Below are 16,606 nucleotides of genomic sequence, written 5' to 3' on the forward strand. Positions count from 1 at the left end.
CCGGGCGGCGGCAACTGGCAGAATACCCCGCTCGGCACCAGCGACCCCCGCCGCAGAACGGGGGCGCCGCCGATCATGCGTGCGCCCAGAGAAACAGGAACGTTCAGGGAGGTTCCGCATGAGCATCACATCCACCGACATCTGCCAGGCCGCCGATGCCCTCAAGGGGTTCGTCGGTTTCAACCGCAAGACCGGCCGCTACATCGTGCGTTTCAGCGAAGACTCCTTCGGCATGGACGTCGCCGACGACAGCATCACGCCCACCAGCGAGTTCGTCTGGAGTTCGGTACGCGACGACGTCATGCGCCTGGGCCGCGAGCAGTTGCAGATCCTGCTGGAACAGAACATCAACGAACGACTGAACATCGGCGAGCCGCTACTGGTCTATCTGCGCCGCCAGGACCTGCCGGAAATCACCGCACAACGCCAGTTGCGCTGAGCGCCGTCGATCGCCGCCCGCGCCGGGCGCTGCGCCACGCATTATGCTGGAAGCGTCCGCCGCCGTCCGGCGCCGCGGACGCCATCGGCCATCCGGCGCGCCACGCAGGTGCTGCGTGGTGAGGTGAACGCCATGAGCAAGGGACTGAACGCGAAGAAGGAAACTCGTAGGAAACCGCTGAAAACCGCCCAGGAGAAACGCCTGGCGAAACGAGCGAAAAAACACGCTCCGGCGGTGCCGCTCGGCACCCCATCGCGGAGCTGAGCCAGGCCGGAGCAGAGCCGCAGGCGCAACCGCTCAATCGTCCGCGGCGGGGTCCAGGTCGGGGAACAGCACCTCGGTGAAGCCGAACTTGCTGAAGTCGGTGATTCGCGAGGGATACAGGCGGCCGATCAGGTGGTCGCACTCGTGCTGCACCACCCGCGCATGGAACCCTTCGACGCTGCGGTCGATCGGCTGTCCCTGCGGGTCCAGGCCCTGGTAGCGGATGCGCCGATGGCGCGATACCGCGCCGCGCAACCCCGGCACCGACAGGCAGCCCTCCCAGCCCTCTTCCATCTCGTCGTCCAGCGGGGTGACCCGCGGGTTCAGCAGGATGGTCGGCGGCACGGCCGGGGCGTCCGGATAGCGCTCGCTGCGCTCGAAACCGAAGATCACCAGCTGCAGGTCGACGCCGATCTGCGGCGCGGCCAGCCCTACCCCGCCGACGTGATGCATGGTTTCGAACATGTCGTCGATCAGCCGTTGCAGCTCCTCGCTGCCGAACAGTTCGGACGGCACCGGCTGCGCGATGCGCAACAGGCGCTCGTCACCCATCTTGAGGATTTCCCGGATCATGCCGCCCCCTGATAAAGGTCAGTAACGCCCTACATGCTCAGCCAGAAAACCAGACAGGACAAGACGCAAAGCGCTTCCATCTCCGGCAATTGCGCCATTGATTTGACACCGAACGGCTTTCTTTCCCGGCACATCCGGTAATATTCGCCGCACACCGACTACACTGGCCAGTCGTGCCACCCCGCTACGTTTTCCTGGAGGAAACCTTTTTGCCTTCGTTGCCCACCTTGCAGCCCCTCGACCTCTACAGGCGCACCCTGGCCTGCCTGGTCCTGGCGGTTTCCTGCCTGGGCGGCGGAGGCCTGTGGGCGGACGACGCACGGACGTCGGTCGAGCAACGCAGCAATGCGGTCAGCCAGGTTCTGCTGGGCATATTCAGCTACGTGCGCTGGCCGAAGGAGCCGGCGGTCCTGCAACTCTGCGTGGTCGGACCGACCGAGTACGCCGACGGCCTGCTCCGCGGCATGGTGCAGGCCAATGGCAGGCGCGTGCATGCGGAACGCCGCGCGGTGGACAACCCGGACCTCGGCACGCTCTGCAACGTGATCTACCTCGGAGTGGTCGACGAGCGCGAGCGCCAGCAGGTGTTCCGCAGCCTGGCCGGGCATCCGGTCCTGTCCATCAGCGAGCGTGGCACCGAATGCAGCGTCGGCAGCATGTTCTGCCTCAACGTCGGCGGCCCGCGCATCACCTTCGAGGCCAATCTCGACTCCATCGCCCGCAGCGGCGTACGCGTGCACCCGAGCGTATTGAAACTGGCAAGGCGGCAGGCCACTCCGTGATGAACCGTCGTCGTCGCTATACGGGTTCCAATCCATCGCTGCGCCGGGTGCTCTATCGCGCGCACCTGGGCGTGGCGCTGGTCGCGGTATTCACCGCCGGGCTGGCGGTGACCCTGGTCGGCCTGCTGACCCTGCGCGCCTATGCCGACCCCAACCAGCAACTGATCGCCCGTTCCATCAGCTATACCGTCGAAGCCGCGGTGGTCTTCGGCGATGCCCAGGCCGCCGAGGAGTCCCTGGCGCTGATCGCCTCCAGCGAAGAGGTCTCCAGCGCCATCGTCTACGACCGCCAGGGACAGACCCTGGCCAGTTGGCATCGGGAAAGCACCGGGCCGCTGCACCTGCTGGAACAGCAACTGGCGCACTGGCTGCTCAGCGCGCCGACCGAACAACCGATCCTGCACGACGGCCAGAAGATCGGTTCGGTGGAGGTGAAGGGCTCCGGCGGCAGCCTGCTGCGCTTCCTGCTCACCGGTTTCGCCGGCATGGTCCTGTGCCTGCTGCTTACCGCCCTGGGCGCCTTCTACCTGTCGCGGCGGCTGGTACGCGGTATCGTCGGCCCGCTCGACCAACTGGCGAAGGTCGCGCATACCGTGCGCCGCGAACGGGATTTCGAGAAGCGCGTACCGGAAGCCGGCATCGCCGAGCTGAGCCAACTGGGCGAGGACTTCAACGCCCTGCTCGACGAACTCGAATCCTGGCAGGCGCGCCTGCAGGACGAGAACGCCTCGCTGGCGCACCAGGCCCACCACGACAGCCTGACCAGCCTGCCCAACCGCGCCTTCTTCGAAGGCCGCCTGAGCCGGGCGCTGCGCGATGCCAACGAGCATCGCGAGCAATTGGCGGTGCTGTTCATCGACAGCGACCGCTTCAAGGAGATCAACGACCGCCTCGGCCATGCCGCCGGCGACACCGTGCTGGTCAACATCGCCATGCGCATCCGTGGGCAGTTGCGCGAAAGCGACCTGGTGGCGCGCCTGGGCGGCGACGAATTCGCCGTCCTGCTCGCACCGCTGGCGTCCGGCGCCGACGCCCTGCGCATCGCCGACAACATCATCGCCAGCATGCAGGCGCCGATCCGGCTCAGCGACGGCAGCACGGTGAGTACCTCGCTGACCATCGGCATCGCCCTCTATCCCGAGCATGCGGATACCCCGGCGGCGCTGCTCCACGACGCCGACATGGCGATGTACATCGCCAAGCGCCAGGCCCGCGGCAGCCGGCGCCTGGCGGAACTCAACGACCCCCGCATCCTTCAGGAAGAAAAGGAGATAGACAGTGCTACCCCAGAGGCTCCACCCAAGTAGATTGCTTGCCCTCGCCCTGTTCAGCCTTGTGCTGGGCCTGGCCGGTTGCCAGACCAAGCCGCCGCAGACCGGCCTGAGCGCCGAGCAGATCGCCGTGCTCCAGGAGCAGGGCTTCGAACTCCGCGACGAAGGCTGGGAGTTCGGCATGTCGAGCAAGGTGCTGTTCGGCAACAATCTAGACCGTCTCAATCCCGACAGCCGCAACACCCTGACCAAGATCGCCCGCGCCCTGCTCGCGGTAGACATCGACAAGGTCCGCCTGGAAGGCCACACCGACAACTACGGCGACGAAGGCTACAATCAAAAGCTCTCCGAACGGCGCGCCGAGTCGGTGGCCGCGGTATTCCGCGAAGCCGGCATGCCGGCGGCCAACATCGAGGTCCGCGGCCTTGGCATGAGCAAGCCGGTGGCCGATAACAAGACCCGCGCCGGCCGCAGCGAGAACCGCCGCGTCGCCATCATCGTTCCCGCCGAGTAATCCTGCGCTCGCGGGCTGCGTACGGCCCACCCGTACCTGGCCCGTCCATCGCCCGGCCCCGCCACTACCCCGCTTCCGGCCTATGTTGAAGGAAGAAGCCAGCAGACCGGCGTACCGGCCGCCGCTGCCGCGGATGCTAGACTGAATGCTGCGCAAGAAACCGACAATCCCGGCCGACCTGCCGCTTGCGGGTGCTCCGGGATTCACCGACAGGGGGTATCGACCTTTGCCTGTTCGCCCAAGGAACAGGCCGTCAGACGATGGGAGGCATGCCATGAACCGGCATTACTACATCAGCGACAACCTCGACGAGCTGGAACGGCTCGAAGCCGAACTGGAAGCCAGCGGCATCGCCACCGAGCAGATCCACGTCCTCAGCGAAAAGGACGCGAAGACCGGCCAGCGCCATCTGCACGAAGTCTCTCCGTTCATGAAGAAGGATGTGGTCCGCTCCGGCCGTGTCGGCCTGCTGGTCGGCCTCGTCCTGGCCATCGTCGCCGTGGCCTTCGCCTATGCCAGCGGCTGGACGGAAACCGCCGCCGGCTGGATTCCGGTGATCTTCCTCGGCGCCGTGCTCTGCGCGTTCTGCCTGTGGGAAGGCAGCTTCTTCGGCCTGCAGCGCACCAACCGCGCCTTCCGCCCCTTCGAAGAACGCCTGCACCAGGGGCAGCACCTGTTCTTCGTCGATGTGAAGAACGCCCAGGAGCCGATCCTGGTCAACGTGGTCAGCCACCACCCGCGCCTGCAGGACGCCGGCACCGGCCCCGCGGTCTCTCCGCTGCTGCTGGGCTGGCAGCAACGCTGGCGGCAGTTCCGGCGGATGGTCTGAGCGGCGGGGCCTGCGCACCGCGCAGGTCCTGCGGCGTCCCTCCGGCTGCTAGAATATCCGGCTACCCGCCCGCCATCCCGGCCGGCGCGGCCCGTCAGGAAACTCCATGAAACTCGATAAAGCGGCAGCCATCGCACAGCTCAACCAGGCCTTGGGCATGTCCGTGCTGGATGCCGGCAACACCCTGCTCGCCCGCTTCAACAAGAGCAAGAACGTCTGGTGGTTCGATATTCCGCTCAGCCAACTGAAGGCCGGCAAGTTCCTCAACCTGCTGCTGGCGAACCCGGCCGGCGATGCAGTGGAGCACCTGAAGGTGCCCACCGGTTTCCTTCGCCAGCAGCAGGACAGCCTGGAACTGCGCGACAAGAACGCCCGCCGGCCGACCCTCAGCCTGGAGCTGAGCGCGGACCCCGGCAAGCGCCTGCGCGACGTCCGCCCCGGCGGCGCTGGCCTGGACTTCGCCCCGTTCCTCCAGCCCTGAGCGGAAACCTCAGCGCGGCAGTTCGATGCGTTCCGGGTGGATCAGGATCAGGCCTTTCTTGTAGAGGCCGCCGATGGCCTTCTTGAAGGTCCCCTTGCTGACCCCGAAGAGCCGGTGGATATCTTCCGGCGAACTCTTGTCGCTGAGCGGCAGGCTGCCGCCGGCCTCCAGCAGCCGGGCGAGAATCTGCTGGCTCAGCTCGACGGCGGCCTCGGCGCCGACCGGCTGCAGGCTCAGGGCGATCTTGCCGTCCGCGCGCAATTCCTTGATGTAGCCCTGTTCGCGCATGCCGCTGCGGAGGAACTTGAACGCCTCGTTCTTGTGGATCAGGCCCCAGTGCTTGCCCTCGATGATCGCCTTGAAGCCCATCTCGGTACGCTCCACCACCAGCAGGTCGACCGCCTGGCCGACGCTGTAGCGCGGCGGCAGGTTGTCCAGCTGGCGGTCCAGGCGTGCGGTGGCGGTGATGCGGTTGGTGCGCTTGTCCAGGTAGACGTAGACCACGCAGTAGTCGCCGACCTGCAACGGACGCTTCTCTTCCGAATGCGGCAGCAGCAGGTCCTTGGGCAGGCCCCAGTCGAGGAACAGGCCGATCCGGTTGATCTCCACGACCTTCAGGCTGGCGAAACCGCCGACCTGGACCTTGGGCGTCTGAGTGGTGGCGATCAGGCGGTCGTCGCTGTCCAGGTAGATGAACACGTTGAGCCAGTCGCCCACTTCGCTGGGCTGGTCCTTCGGCACATAGCGCTTGGGCAGGAGGATCTCGCCGTGCTGGGTACCGTCGAGATAGAGCCCGAACTCCGTGTGCTTGACCACCTGCAGTGAATTGAAACGCCCGATGACCGCCATGTTGTCTCCCCCTGTCGAAGGGGCGGCATTCTACCGGGCGCCACGCATGCGGGCGGAAGTTTTTGCCGGTACGCCGACGCCGCTCATCGCCTTGCCGGCCATTCGCGCCGAAACATCCTGAACCACGCGGACATTTCCCAAATGCCGACTGTCTACTGGCAGTAAGCACAACGATGTTTCAAAATCGTGAACCCTAAAGACTTTTTTGGAACATCCTTATCAAGGATTCTCGCTGCCGCTCATCAGGAGTTCCTGTGCGTCCACTCAGCCGTTGGCTCTCATCTTGCGGCTCGCTTCTGGCGCTGGCCGCGCTGTTCCTGGTCGTTCCCCTCGCCGGCCGCTACTGGCTCGGCTGGTCGACGCCGTTCGGCTATCTCTCGGACCTGGCCCTCGGCAGCCTGCTGGTGCTGCTCCTGCATCGACGCTCCCTGTGGTTCGCGCTCCCGGTCATGCTGCTCTGGTGCCTGTTCCTGATCGGCAATGCCGAACTGGTCGGCGCGGTCGGGCGCATGCCGGAACCTTCCGACCTCAAGTACCTGCTGGATCCGCAGTTCGTCAGCAGCTCCACCCAGGGCGGCGGCCTCGCCCACCTGCCACTGGCGCTCGGCCTCGGTGGCGCGACATTGCTTTGCGTGCTGCTCTGGCGTCGCCGCGGTCCGCGCCTGCCGCGCTATGCCTACGCGCTGCCGGCGGCGTTCCTGGCGGCGCATGTCGGCCTGCAATACCTGCGTCCGAGCGACGCCGACCAATGGCAGCAGTACAACCTGCCGCACAAGCTGCTGGCCAGCGCGCTCAGCAGTGGCCAACTGGCGGTCGAAGACTGGCTCGCCGACGACCGTCCGGACACCCCGCCGGACGTCGCCGGGCTCAACCAGCTCGACCTTTCCGGAACGCCGCTGCTGGCCGGCGGAGGGCGCGCGCGCAACGTCCTGATCGTGGCCATGGAGGGAATCCCCGGCGCGTATATCGCCGCCAACCGCGCCGCCATCAACAGCAGCTACCACGAAGCGCCGATGCCCAGACTGAGTGGCTGGGCCGAACGGGCGATGACCACCCCGGACTACGTGCTGCACAGCCACCAGACCATCCGCGGCCTCTACGCCATGCTCTGCGGCGACTACAGCAAGCTCGACTCGGGCACGCCGAAGGGCGTCGAGCTGCTCAACAACCCGGCCCGGGCCAGGGAGTGCTTGCCCGCCCAGCTGCGCCAGCACGGTTTCAGCACGCACTTCCTGCAGGGTGCCGGCCTGCGCTTCATGGCCAAGGACAAGGTCATGCCGCAGATGGGCTTCGACAAGACCCTCGGGCGCGACTGGTTCCGCAACACGTCCTACCTGGAGTTTCCCTGGGGCATGGACGACAAGGCCTTCTTCGAGGGCGCCGCGACCTACGTGAAGCAGCTGCGCCAGCAGAAGAAACCCTGGATGCTGACCCTGCTCACCGTCGGCACCCACCAGCCCTACTCGGCGCCTGCCGACTACCTGGCCCGCTACCCGAGCGCCAAGCAGGCCGCGGTGGCCTATCTCGACGACGCGATCGACGCCTTCCTCGCCGACCTGGAGAAACAGGGCGTGTTGCGCGACACCCTGGTGGTGCTCACTTCCGACGAATCCCACGGTGTCGACCAGGTGCGCCTCGCCTCGGCCTGGGGCTTCAACCTGGTACTGGCACCGGAACAGGCGGCGCTGCCGCCGATCAAGAGCGGCGTCTACGGCCACGTCGACCTCGCCGCGTCCGTCCTCGACTATTTCGGCTACCGCGTGCCGGCGGGGATTTCCGGGCGCTCGCTGTTCCGCGACTACGCCAGCGGCCGCGAAATGATGTCCTACACCAACGGCATGCTGCGCCACCACGACGGCAAGGACACCTTCGTCGAATGCGATTTCCAGCAGGTCTGCCGGCGCTACCGCAGCGAGGGCTTCATCGCCGACGAAGCCGAGTTCCTCGGTCGCTTCAGCGGTCGCCAGGCACGCCTGGTCAGCCAGCGCGCCGCCGTCCTCGACCACTCCGTGCAACAGGCCGGCCAGTTGGGCCAGGAGTTCCAGTTCGCCACCCACGAACGCATCCGCCTGAAGCCGGAAACCCACAACGACTGGACCGACAACCTGATCGGCGCGCAATACCTGGAGATGCCGAAGAACAGCAGGACCACGGTCACCCTGAAGATCCGCGCCTTGCAGATGGACCGCAACGGCGCCCGGGTGACGCTGAAGACCAAGGAGTTCGAACGCGACGTTCCCATACCGGTACCGGACATCCCGCGCCTGCTCAAAGGCAAGCCGCTGGACATGAGCTTCACCTTCGACAACCCGGAAGCGCGCAAGGCCTTCTCCTTCCACTTGCTCGCCGAGGGCCGCGGGATCATCGAGATCAGCGACTTCCACGTGGTCACGGCGGCCAACCCGGAACCCGTGGAAAGCCGCAGCCAGGTCGCCGAAGCGGCGAAGGAACAGCCGCTGCTGAGCACCCTGAAAAGCCTGTTCGCCAACCGCCCCGAAACCGAGGAAGCGGAACGCGCGGACGCCCCTCGGGAGCGCACCGTCATCCCCGAGCAGAAGGCCCTGATCCTTTCGCACTGACCGCGCCGGAGCGGCCCGCCCGGCCGCCGCGCGCTCCCCGCTGAACCCAGCGCCGTCGCGGGCGTCGAAGATTCGCAAGCAACCAGGCGAAACGGAGAACGGCATGAAGCACCTGGCATTCCTCGCCCTCGGCGGACTCCTGCTGGCGCCCCTGGCCGAAGCGGCCAGCTTCGATTGCGAAAAGGCTGAGCGAGCGGACGAAAAGGCCATCTGCGCGAACCGGGCGCTGAACGACAAGGACGTCGAGATGAGCGTCAAGTACCACTTCCTCCGCGGCCTGTTCGCCATGGGCGGCCGCGGCGCCATGCAGGACCGGCAGCAGGACTGGCTGCGCCAGCGCCGGCGCTGCGGTGGCGACACCGACTGCCTCTCCCGCGCCTACGCGCAGCGTATCGACGAGCTGGACAAGCAGTACGCGGGCATCGACAAGCCGCTCTGAAGCTAGCGTCCGCCGGCAGCGAACTGCAGTTCCGCCAGGCGCGCATAGAGCGGGTTCTCGGCGATCAGCCGGGCATGGCTACCAATGGCCACCAGCCGCCCCTGGTCGATCACCGCGATGCGGTCGGCGCTCTGTACCGTGGCCAGGCGATGGGCGATCACCAGGGTGGTACGTCCGCTCATCAGGCCTGGCAGGGCCTGCTGGATCAGGTGCTCGCTTTCCGCATCCAGGGCGCTGGTCGCCTCGTCGAGCAGCAGCACCGGCGCGTCTACCAGCAACGCCCGGGCGATCGCCAGGCGCTGGCGCTGGCCGCCGGACAGGCCGATGCCGCCCTCGCCCAGGTGGGTGGCGTAGCCCTGCGGCAGACCCAGGATGAACTCGTGGGCATGCGCGGCACGCGCTGCGGCCTCGACCTCGGCGGCGCTGGCATGCGGACGGCCGTAGCGGATGTTTTCCTCGACGCTGCCAAAGAACAGCGCGGGGTTCTGCGACACCAGGGCAAAGCTGCGGCGCAAGTCGGCCGGGTCCAGTTCGACGATCGGCTGCCCGTCCAGCAGCAGCCGTCCCTGCTGCGGATCGAAGAAACGCAGGAGCAGATCGAACAGGGTCGACTTGCCGGCGCCGGAAGGTCCGACCAGGGCCAGGGTTTCCCCCGGTTCGACGGCCAGGCTGATGTCGTCGATGGCCCAGTGTTCGAGACGGGTCGGATAGGCGAAGCGCACCGCCTGCAATTCGATCCTCCCGCTCACCCGTGCCGCCAGCTTGCGTGGTTGCGCTGGCGGGCGGATCTCGCTGCGCGCCCTGAGCAGCTCGGCGATGCGCTCTGCGGCGCCGGCGGCGCGCTGCAATTCGCCGATCACCTCGCTGAGGGTGCCGAAGGCCATGCCGACGATCAGGCTGTAGAAGACGAACGCGGCCAGTTCGCCGGCCGAGATGCTGCCGGCGATCACGTCGCGGCCGCCGACCCAGAGCATGACGCCGACCGCGCCGAGCACCAGCACGATCACCACGGTGATCAGCCAGGCGCGCTGGGCGATGCGCTTGCGCGCGGTGTCGAAGGCGCGTTCGACGGTGCCGGCGAAGCGCTGGCGATCCTGCGCCTGGTGGTTGTAGGCCTGCACGGTCTTGATCTGACCGAGGGTTTCACCGACGTAGCTGCCGACGTCGGCCACCCGGTCCTGGCTTTCCCGCGACAGGCTGCGCACGCGGCGGCCGAACAGCAGGATCGGGGCGATCACCAGCGGCAACGCCAGCACCACGATGCTGGTCAGCTTGGCGTTGGTGACGAACATCAGCAGCACCCCGCCGACCAGCATCAGGGCATTGCGCAGGGCCATCGACAGCGAGGAACCGATCACCGTCTGCAGCAGCGTAGTGTCGGCGGTCAGGCGCGACTGGATCTCGGAGCTACGGTTGGTTTCGTAGAAACCGGGATGCAACTCGATCAGGTGGTCGAACACGCGCTTGCGGATATCGGCGACGAAGCGCTCGCCGATCCAGGACACCAGGTAGAAGCGCACGAAGGTGCCCACGGCCAGGCCGAGCACCAGCACGAAGAACAGCAGGATGTAGCGATTGAGCAATTCGGGCGAGGCGGTGAGGAACCCCTGGTCCACCAGCAGGCGGATGCCCTGGCCCAGGGACAGGGTGATCGCTGCGGTGAACAGCAACGCCACCAGGGCCCCGAGCATGCGCCAGCGGTAAGGCGCCATGAAGCGCCAGGCCAGGCGCAGGGCGATACGTTGGCGGGAGGAGAGAATGGCTGGCATGCGGCGCTCGCTCGGCGGCTGGGGTTCCGCAGGTTAGCACCGGGAACGCAGCGAGGCGATGCATGCCCCGGCCGGCAGCGCGATGATATCGACGTATATATCCGGGCAACTTAGCCGATAACTAATCGTGAACTTTTCATTATTCTCGATATAGGTGAGATAGAGGCCCGGAGAACTTTCTCGCATCAACTAATGCAAACATTGGAATTCATGCCGGGATGCGCGAAGGGAGTTATCCACCTGGCGGTATCCTGCGTCGCCCGGGGTCGGCGGAACATCCAGCCGCGGAGACCTCGAGCAGTTCACCGCCGGATCGCCAATGCCGCAGCGCCTCGCTCGGGTATTGCCTAACGGACTTTATAGAAAACAGCAGGTTACGTCCGAAATCTGATCGACAATATTCAAGATGAAATAAAACGCCGCTTCGGTTATAATGAACGGCCATATTTAATGCAGAGACAGGTCCCCGGATATGGCCATCATGAAGAAAACCGTCGCGCCGAAAGCCGCCAAGCCGGCTCCCGCGGTCGAAACCCGCGAGTCCATCGAAGCGCAGGTCGCCGCCTTCCTCCAGGCCGGCGGCGAGATCCAGAAGATCGCCAAGGGCGTCAGCGGCCAGGTCTACGGCCCGTCGCGGCAGATCACCATCAGCAAGAAGCGCTGAACGCCCGCCCCTCGCCGGGGACTACGAAGGGGATGGCAGGCCGGCACGCAGATGTGCCACGCTCCATCCCCTTTTTCATTGCCTGAATCCCGAGCCCTTCATGCCTGGCCATCCCGATCCACTGCACGGCGTCACCCTGGAAAAACTGCTCACCGAACTGGTCGCCCACCACGGCTGGGCGGAGCTTGGCAAACGGGTCGACATTCGTTGTTTCAGGAACGACCCGAGCATCAAGTCCAGCCTCGCCTTCCTGCGCAAGACGCCCTGGGCCCGGGAAAAGGTCGAGGCGCTCTACGTCCAGCTCAAGCGCAACCAAGGCTGAAGGCTAGCGCGCCAACCCCAGGCGCAGCAATTGCCCGTCCTTCTGGTCGGTGAGCAGGTAGAGATAGCCGTCCGGGCCCTGCCGCACGTCGCGGATGCGCACCCCGAGATCGCCCAGCAGGCGCTCTTCGTGGACGATCCGGTCGCCATCCAGTTGCAGGCGGATCAGTTCCTGCGTCGCCAGCGCGCCGATGAACAAATTATGCTGCCAGGCCGGGAAGCGCTGCGCATCGTAGAACGCCATGCCGCTGATCGCCGGCGACTTCTCCCAGACATGGTGCGGCGCCTCGGTACCTTCGACGGCCTTGCCCCTGGCTTCGGGGATCGGCAGCAGGGTGTAGTTGATTCCATGGGTCGCCAGCGGCCAGCCGTAGTTCCCGCCGGCCTGGGGTATGTTGATCTCGTCGCCGCCGCGCGGGCCGTGCTCGTGGGTCCAGAGCCGGCCGGTCCAGGGATTCAGCGCGGCGCCCTGCTGGTTGCGGTGGCCATAGCTCCAGATCTCCGGCCGCGCGTCGGCACGGCCGACGAAGGGATTGTCCTTGGGAACGCCGCCGTCCGGATACAGGCGGACGATCTTGCCCTGCAACTTGTCCAGGTCCTGCGAGGTGCTGCGCTGGTTGTTCTCGCCGAGGGCGATGAACAGGTGGCCCTTGCCGTCGAAGACCAGGCGCGAGCCGAAGTGATGGCCGCTGGAAAGCTTCGGCAACTGCCGGAAGATCACGTGGAAGCCCTCCAGCCGTCGCTTGTCCGCCGATAACCGGCCACGTCCCGCCGCCGTTCCGGCGCGGCCGTCCTCGCCGGCCTCGGCATAGGTCAGGTAGACCAGCCGGTCCTCGGCGAACCCCGGCGACAAGGCGACGTCGAGCAGTCCCCCCTGGCCGCTGGCGAAGACCCTGGGTACGCCTTCCAGCGGCGCCGACAACTGTCCCTCGGGACTGACGAAACGCAAGCTGCCGGGCCGCTCGGTGACCAATATGCCCTGGTTGTCCGGCAGGAAGGCGACGGCCCAGGGATAGGCCAGACCGCCAACCACCGGGGTGACCTCGACGGCGCCCAGCTCGCTGTCGTGGCGACCGGCGTCCACCGCCTCGACCGACGGAGCGAGCAGCGCGACGGCGCTCAGCAGGATGGCATTCAAAGACAGGCCCGGCATGCGTTCTCTCCTTCCCCAAGCGAAAAACACCACTCTAGTCGCAGATCCGCCGCGCCTGGCGGTCCGCACACGGGCTGTAACAAACCCGCCCCTCAAAGCAAGGCGACCATTTCCTTGAGAGTCACCGCCCAGGTGCCCTTGGCATTGATATAGCGATAGCCGAACCGGGAACCATGCGCCTCGCTGGTGATCACCGCGTTCCAGGCCTGCCCGCGCGGCAGGTCGTGGGCCGGGTCGAGGAGCAGGAAGGCGCGCTCGCTCATGCCGATGGCCAGGCCCCAGTGGCGGATATCGCTGCCCTTGCGGCCGTGGAAACCGAGCACTACCGGAAAGCCGGCCTCCAGGTATTCGCGGGTGTGCCGGACCAACCTGCGCCCCTCGCCCTTGAGGGCGAAATGCTCGGTATCGTTGATCTCGGCCAGCAGCTCCAGCAGGTCGACGCCGGTGGTGCCGACGCGCAGCAGCGGGCCGTGCTGGTCCAGCGCCTTCATCAGGCGCCCGTAGCGACTGCGACTGTCGACCCGCTCCAGGCCCTTGGCCTGGCGCCGGCGCAGTTGGCCGCGGACCAGCATCGCCATGACCAGGCAGTAGGGCCCGCAGGCGCCGTCCATGTCGCCCTGGCGCAGATGGACCTTGTCGCCATGGACGTTGCACAGGCCGCCGCTGCCATCCTCGTCCAGGTCCCATTCCAGGCCATCGATCAGGCGTGACTGCATGAGGGTCTCCTCTCCGGTTCCTTAAGTTGGGACCGAGCGGGCGCCGAATCATTCCTCGGCGCCCATCGCCACAACGAGTAAACTGGCGGTCTTTCATTCCAGTAGCCTCGCCATGACCGACCCGATCCGCCTGTCCAAACGCCTCGCCGAACTCACCGCCTGCTCGCGCCGCGAAGCCGAGCTGTACATCGAGGGCGGCTGGGTCAGCGTCGACGGCGAAGTGATCGAGGAGCCACAGTTCAAGGTGCTCGACCAGCGCGTGGAGCTGCTGCCGGGCGCCCGCGCGGAAACGATCGAACCGGCCACCCTGCTGTTGCACAAGCCGGCCGGCTGGCGCCACGACGATTTCGAAGGCCTGCTCGCTGCGGGGCGGCGCTGGAGCGATGACCCCAGTCCCTTGCGAGCGCTGAAAAAACACTTCGCCCGCCAGCGTCCCACCCTTGCGCTGGACAGCGAGGCTTCGGGGCTGGTGGTGTTCAGCCAGCAGCACGGCGTACTGCGCAAGCTGGTGGACGACGGTGCACGGCTGGAGCAGGAATACCTGGTCGAGGTCGCCGGCGACCTGGCCGCCGGCGGCCTCGAGCGCCTGCGCCACGGCCTCGCCTACCAGGGCCGCAGGCTATCGCCGTGCAAGGTCAGTTGGCAGAACGAAAGCCACCTGCGCTTCGCCCTCAAAGACGTGCTGCCCGGCCAGTTGCGCTTCATGTGCGAAAGCGAGGGGCTGGAAGTGCGGAGCATCCGCCGCCTGCGCATCGGCGCGCTGTCGCTGGCCAGGCTACCGCTCGGCGAATGGCGCTACCTCGGCCTCCACGAACGCTTCTGAGCGCTCATTCGAGGCCACGCAGGGCGCGCCCCGGCGACTGCCCGCAGACCCGCCGGTACATGGCGATGAACGCGCTGTCGCTGGCGTAGCCCAGGGCGTGGGCGACCTCGGTCACCGAGCGGCCTTCGGCCAGGCGCCTCCGCGCTTCGAACAAGCGCGCCTGGGTTCGCCAGCGGGAGAAACCCAGGCCGGTCTGCTCGGTGAACAGACGCGCCAGGGTCCGCCCGCTGGCGCCGACCTCACGTCCCCATGCCTCGATGCTCCAGTCCAGCGCGGGTTGCGCCAGCAGCGCCTCGGCCACCTTCAGCGCCCGCGCATCGCGCGGCATCGGCAGGCTCGCGGCGTGTGCCGGCGCGCTCGCCAGTTCATCGAACAGTGCGCGCAACAGCGTCAGGTGCGGCCCTTCCAATTGCAAGTCGGCTGCCCAGCCGGTCATGCGCAGGATCAGTTCGCGCATTAGCGGCCCGACTTCGAGGACCTGGACGCTGTCCGGCAGCTCGGCGAACGCCGAGGGTTCGAAGTACAGGCTACGGTAGGCGAAGCGGCCGTGCAGGACCGTGCGATGCGGCACGCCGGCCGGCAGCCAGGCGGCCTGGAGCGGCGTCAATTGGCAAATGCGCTCGGCGAAATACAGCGTGACGCTACCGGCCGCCATGTACAGCAACTGCGCGCGCCGGTGGCAATGCCAGTCGCTGCGGTGGCCGGTGCTGTCGACCTCGAGGCCGACCACCGGGCAGCGGGCGAAATCGGGATCCTCGACCCGTTCGTAGGGATAGCGCGGCACCTTGTCCTCTTCGCGATGTTTTCCGTCCTGACCGCAGCATTCTGCCAGGCGCAGGCGGCCTAGGCTTGGCTCTTTTTTCCGGAGCCATCATGCCTGACCGTCCTCGCCCTCCCCTGCTGCTGGTGCTCGCCCTGCTAGCCCTGCCGCAAGTCGCCGAAACCATCCTTTCCCCCGCGCTGCCGGCCCTGGCCAGCCACTGGCGACTGGACGACGCTACCAGCCAGTGGACCATGGCGCTGTTCTTCGTCGGTTTCGCCCCCGGCATCTGGCTCTGGGGCTGGCTGGCCGACCGCCTCGGCCGGCGCCCGGCTCTGCTCGGCGGGCTCGGCCTGGCGGCCCTGGCGACCTTCAGTGCCTGGGCCAGTACCGACTATTCCTACCTGCTTGCCTGTCGCCTGGTCCAGGGCCTCGGCCTGGCGACCTGCTCGGTGACGGTGCAGGCCAGCCTGCGCGATGTGCTGCAAGGCCCGGCGTTGATGAGCTATTTCGTCACGCTCGGCGCGGTGCTGGCCTGGTCGCCGGCAGTCGGCCCCCTCGGCGGCCAGTGGCTGGCCGACCTCGGCGGGCACCCGGCGGTGTTCGCCACCCTGGCGGTGCTGCTCGCCTCGCTGGCGGCGCTGGTCGTCCCGGCCTGGCCGGAAACCCGTCCGCTGCTGGCGGGCACGCCCGAGCCCGCGACCCTGGCGATCTTCCGACGGGTCCTGGCCGACCGCCCGCTACAAACGCGCGCACTGCTGGTGGCGGTGCTCAATGTGCTGGTGTTCTCCTTCTACGCCGCCGGGCCGTTCATGGTCGGCGACCTGCCCGGCCTGGGCTTCGGCTGGATCGGCCTGGCCATCGCCCTTGCCGGGAGCCTCGGCGCCTTGCTCAACCGACGCCTGCCGCGCACCTGGAACAGCGCTCGCCGGGTACGCCTGGGCCTAGCGCTGGCGGCCGCCGGCGCGACAGCGCAGACGCTGTTGGCCGCCGTCGGATACGCCGAAGGCCTGTACTGGGCGCTGCCAGCCCTGCCGATCTTCATCGGCTTCGGCGTGGCGATTCCCAACCTGCTGGGTCCGGCGCTGCACGCCTACGACGATTGCCGGGGACGCGCCGGAGCCCTGTTCGGGCTCGCCTACTACCTGCTGATCGGCCTCGGACTGGGCGCGTCCACCCTGCTACCGTTCGACCGTCCCTGGCCGCTGGCCGCGTACTGGAGCCTGCTGGGCCTGGTCGCACTGCTGCTGGCCAGGCGGCTGCCGGAATGAAAGCGGCGCCAGGTACGCCCGTGCAAACCGGACGACCGGCCCGGAAAGCCGGATAGGGCGGCCGTCGCGACGCTGCTATGCTGTGATGGCACAGCGCCCATGCGGACCC

Annotated in this window: 19 protein-coding genes; 13 read left to right on the forward strand and 6 right to left on the reverse strand. The window is 67.1% G+C overall.

The features are described 5' to 3' along the window. Positions 1-118 precede the first annotated feature (118 nt). Positions 119-439 (forward strand): DUF2025 family protein, encoded by a 321-nt coding sequence (locus tag ACI766_RS20140; protein ID WP_003082265.1) that lies wholly within the window; start codon positions 119-121, stop codon positions 437-439. A 132-nt stretch (positions 440-571) separates the two neighbouring features. Continuing rightward, positions 572-703: a hypothetical protein gene (locus tag ACI766_RS20145; RefSeq protein ID WP_003159768.1), complete on the forward strand. Its 132-nt coding sequence runs from the start codon at positions 572-574 to the stop codon at positions 701-703. Between the two features lie 33 nt (positions 704-736). Here the strand turns inward: ACI766_RS20145 and def are convergent, their stop codons facing one another. After that, entirely contained in the window at positions 737-1,276 is a 540-nt protein-coding gene (def, locus tag ACI766_RS20150) for a peptide deformylase (RefSeq protein WP_003112493.1), read from the reverse strand. Positions 1,277-1,485: 209 nt separating this feature from the next. Between def and yfiR the strand changes: the two genes are divergently transcribed. The 5 genes from yfiR (at position 1,486) to ACI766_RS20175 (ending at position 5,153) form a co-directional block, all read left to right on the forward strand. Continuing rightward, positions 1,486-2,058, forward strand: coding sequence for a diguanylate cyclase inhibitor YfiR (gene yfiR / locus ACI766_RS20155; protein ID WP_003082257.1), 573 nt, complete (start codon positions 1,486-1,488; stop codon positions 2,056-2,058). Next, the gene (gene tpbB / locus ACI766_RS20160) at positions 2,058-3,365 is read left to right on the forward strand and encodes a diguanylate cyclase TpbB (protein WP_003082256.1); all 1,308 of its coding nucleotides are present in this window, start codon (positions 2,058-2,060) and stop codon (positions 3,363-3,365) included. Before yfiR ends, tpbB begins: the two co-directional genes overlap by 1 nt. After that, on the forward strand, positions 3,337-3,843 hold the full coding sequence (locus ACI766_RS20165; protein ID WP_003082254.1) for an OmpA family protein: 507 nt from the start codon (positions 3,337-3,339) through the stop codon (positions 3,841-3,843). The genes tpbB and ACI766_RS20165 overlap by 29 nt, the downstream gene beginning before the upstream one ends. 274 nt (positions 3,844-4,117) lie before the next feature. After that, positions 4,118-4,672: a magnesium transporter gene (locus ACI766_RS20170; protein ID WP_023087676.1), complete on the forward strand. Its 555-nt coding sequence runs from the start codon at positions 4,118-4,120 to the stop codon at positions 4,670-4,672. A 106-nt stretch (positions 4,673-4,778) separates the two neighbouring features. Continuing rightward, positions 4,779-5,153: a hypothetical protein gene (locus ACI766_RS20175; protein WP_003082252.1), complete on the forward strand. Its 375-nt coding sequence runs from the start codon at positions 4,779-4,781 to the stop codon at positions 5,151-5,153. A 9-nt stretch (positions 5,154-5,162) separates the two neighbouring features. On the opposite strand, the gene ACI766_RS20180 is transcribed toward ACI766_RS20175, so the two are convergent. Next, positions 5,163-6,002: a S1 RNA-binding domain-containing protein gene (locus tag ACI766_RS20180; protein ID WP_003082250.1), complete on the reverse strand. Its 840-nt coding sequence runs from the start codon at positions 6,000-6,002 to the stop codon at positions 5,163-5,165. Positions 6,003-6,256: 254 nt separating this feature from the next. Here ACI766_RS20180 and ACI766_RS20185 point away from each other — a divergent pair, with 254 nt between their 5' ends. Both ACI766_RS20185 and ACI766_RS20190 read left to right on the forward strand, forming a co-directional pair. Further along, positions 6,257-8,581, forward strand: coding sequence for an LTA synthase family protein (locus tag ACI766_RS20185; RefSeq protein WP_003082248.1), 2,325 nt, complete (start codon positions 6,257-6,259; stop codon positions 8,579-8,581). Between the two features lie 103 nt (positions 8,582-8,684). Then, on the forward strand, positions 8,685-9,020 hold the full coding sequence (locus tag ACI766_RS20190) for a lysozyme inhibitor LprI family protein (RefSeq protein ID WP_003082246.1): 336 nt from the start codon (positions 8,685-8,687) through the stop codon (positions 9,018-9,020). 2 nt (positions 9,021-9,022) lie between these two features. Here the strand turns inward: ACI766_RS20190 and hcuC are convergent, their stop codons facing one another. Further along, positions 9,023-10,789 (reverse strand): hydrophobic compound transporter HcuC, encoded by a 1,767-nt coding sequence (hcuC, locus tag ACI766_RS20195; RefSeq protein WP_087823771.1) that lies wholly within the window; start codon positions 10,787-10,789, stop codon positions 9,023-9,025. 472 nt (positions 10,790-11,261) lie between these two features. Here hcuC and ACI766_RS20200 point away from each other — a divergent pair, with 472 nt between their 5' ends. Together ACI766_RS20200 and ACI766_RS20205 are read left to right on the forward strand one after the other, a co-directional pair. Next, complete coding sequence (locus ACI766_RS20200; protein WP_003109112.1) at positions 11,262-11,453, forward strand: hypothetical protein; 192 nt, start codon at positions 11,262-11,264, stop codon at positions 11,451-11,453. 100 nt (positions 11,454-11,553) lie between these two features. Further along, positions 11,554-11,775, forward strand: a complete 222-nt coding sequence (locus ACI766_RS20205) for a VF530 family DNA-binding protein (RefSeq protein WP_003082243.1) — start codon at positions 11,554-11,556, stop codon at positions 11,773-11,775. A gap of 3 nt (positions 11,776-11,778) precedes the next feature. Here ACI766_RS20205 and hcuB read toward each other — a convergent pair whose 3' ends face one another. Further along, the gene (gene hcuB, locus ACI766_RS20210; RefSeq protein ID WP_003112500.1) at positions 11,779-12,927 is read right to left on the reverse strand and encodes a hydrophobic compound transporter HcuB; all 1,149 of its coding nucleotides are present in this window, start codon (positions 12,925-12,927) and stop codon (positions 11,779-11,781) included. A 92-nt stretch (positions 12,928-13,019) separates the two neighbouring features. After that, positions 13,020-13,643 carry a hydrophobic compound transporter HcuA gene (gene hcuA / locus ACI766_RS20215; RefSeq protein WP_003082239.1) on the reverse strand — a complete coding sequence of 208 codons (624 nt, stop codon included), beginning with the start codon at positions 13,641-13,643 and terminating at the stop codon, positions 13,020-13,022. A 112-nt stretch (positions 13,644-13,755) separates the two neighbouring features. Here hcuA and ACI766_RS20220 point away from each other — a divergent pair, with 112 nt between their 5' ends. Further along, on the forward strand, positions 13,756-14,466 hold the full coding sequence (locus ACI766_RS20220) for an rRNA pseudouridine synthase (RefSeq protein WP_003086466.1): 711 nt from the start codon (positions 13,756-13,758) through the stop codon (positions 14,464-14,466). Positions 14,467-14,470: 4 nt separating this feature from the next. Here ACI766_RS20220 and ACI766_RS20225 read toward each other — a convergent pair whose 3' ends face one another. After that, entirely contained in the window at positions 14,471-15,250 is a 780-nt protein-coding gene (locus ACI766_RS20225) for an AraC family transcriptional regulator (protein ID WP_003145488.1), read from the reverse strand. 89 nt (positions 15,251-15,339) lie between these two features. On the opposite strand from ACI766_RS20225, the gene ACI766_RS20230 reads away from it, so the two are divergent. Then, positions 15,340-16,497: a multidrug effflux MFS transporter gene (locus ACI766_RS20230; protein WP_003145490.1), complete on the forward strand. Its 1,158-nt coding sequence runs from the start codon at positions 15,340-15,342 to the stop codon at positions 16,495-16,497. Positions 16,498-16,606 lie beyond the last annotated feature (109 nt).

Origin of the sequence: Pseudomonas sp. DL (assembly GCF_047199225.1) — a bacterium.
Classification (GTDB): domain Bacteria; phylum Pseudomonadota; class Gammaproteobacteria; order Pseudomonadales; family Pseudomonadaceae; genus Pseudomonas; species Pseudomonas aeruginosa.

Bases quoted from the DNA above. Each gene is read 5' to 3' on its own strand.
- ACI766_RS20200 (WP_003109112.1), top strand. From the start codon at position 11,262: ATGGCCATCATGAAGAAAACCGTCGCGCCGAAAGCCGCCAAGCCGGCT.
- ACI766_RS20170 (WP_023087676.1), top strand. From the start codon at position 4,118: ATGAACCGGCATTACTACATCAGCGACAACCTCGACGAGCTGGAACGG.
- ACI766_RS20205 (WP_003082243.1), top strand. From the start codon at position 11,554: ATGCCTGGCCATCCCGATCCACTGCACGGCGTCACCCTGGAAAAACTG.
- ACI766_RS20220 (WP_003086466.1), top strand. From the start codon at position 13,756: ATGACCGACCCGATCCGCCTGTCCAAACGCCTCGCCGAACTCACCGCC.
- ACI766_RS20190 (WP_003082246.1), top strand. From the start codon at position 8,685: ATGAAGCACCTGGCATTCCTCGCCCTCGGCGGACTCCTGCTGGCGCCC.
- def (WP_003112493.1), bottom strand. From the start codon at position 1,276: ATGATCCGGGAAATCCTCAAGATGGGTGACGAGCGCCTGTTGCGCATC.
- hcuB (WP_003112500.1), bottom strand. From the start codon at position 12,927: ATGCCGGGCCTGTCTTTGAATGCCATCCTGCTGAGCGCCGTCGCGCTG.
- ACI766_RS20175 (WP_003082252.1), top strand. From the start codon at position 4,779: ATGAAACTCGATAAAGCGGCAGCCATCGCACAGCTCAACCAGGCCTTG.
- ACI766_RS20230 (WP_003145490.1), top strand. From the start codon at position 15,340: ATGCCTGACCGTCCTCGCCCTCCCCTGCTGCTGGTGCTCGCCCTGCTA.
- ACI766_RS20140 (WP_003082265.1), top strand. From the start codon at position 119: ATGAGCATCACATCCACCGACATCTGCCAGGCCGCCGATGCCCTCAAG.
- hcuC (WP_087823771.1), bottom strand. From the start codon at position 10,789: ATGCCAGCCATTCTCTCCTCCCGCCAACGTATCGCCCTGCGCCTGGCC.
- hcuA (WP_003082239.1), bottom strand. From the start codon at position 13,643: ATGCAGTCACGCCTGATCGATGGCCTGGAATGGGACCTGGACGAGGAT.
- ACI766_RS20145 (WP_003159768.1), top strand. From the start codon at position 572: ATGAGCAAGGGACTGAACGCGAAGAAGGAAACTCGTAGGAAACCGCTG.
- tpbB (WP_003082256.1), top strand. From the start codon at position 2,058: ATGAACCGTCGTCGTCGCTATACGGGTTCCAATCCATCGCTGCGCCGG.
- ACI766_RS20180 (WP_003082250.1), bottom strand. From the start codon at position 6,002: ATGGCGGTCATCGGGCGTTTCAATTCACTGCAGGTGGTCAAGCACACG.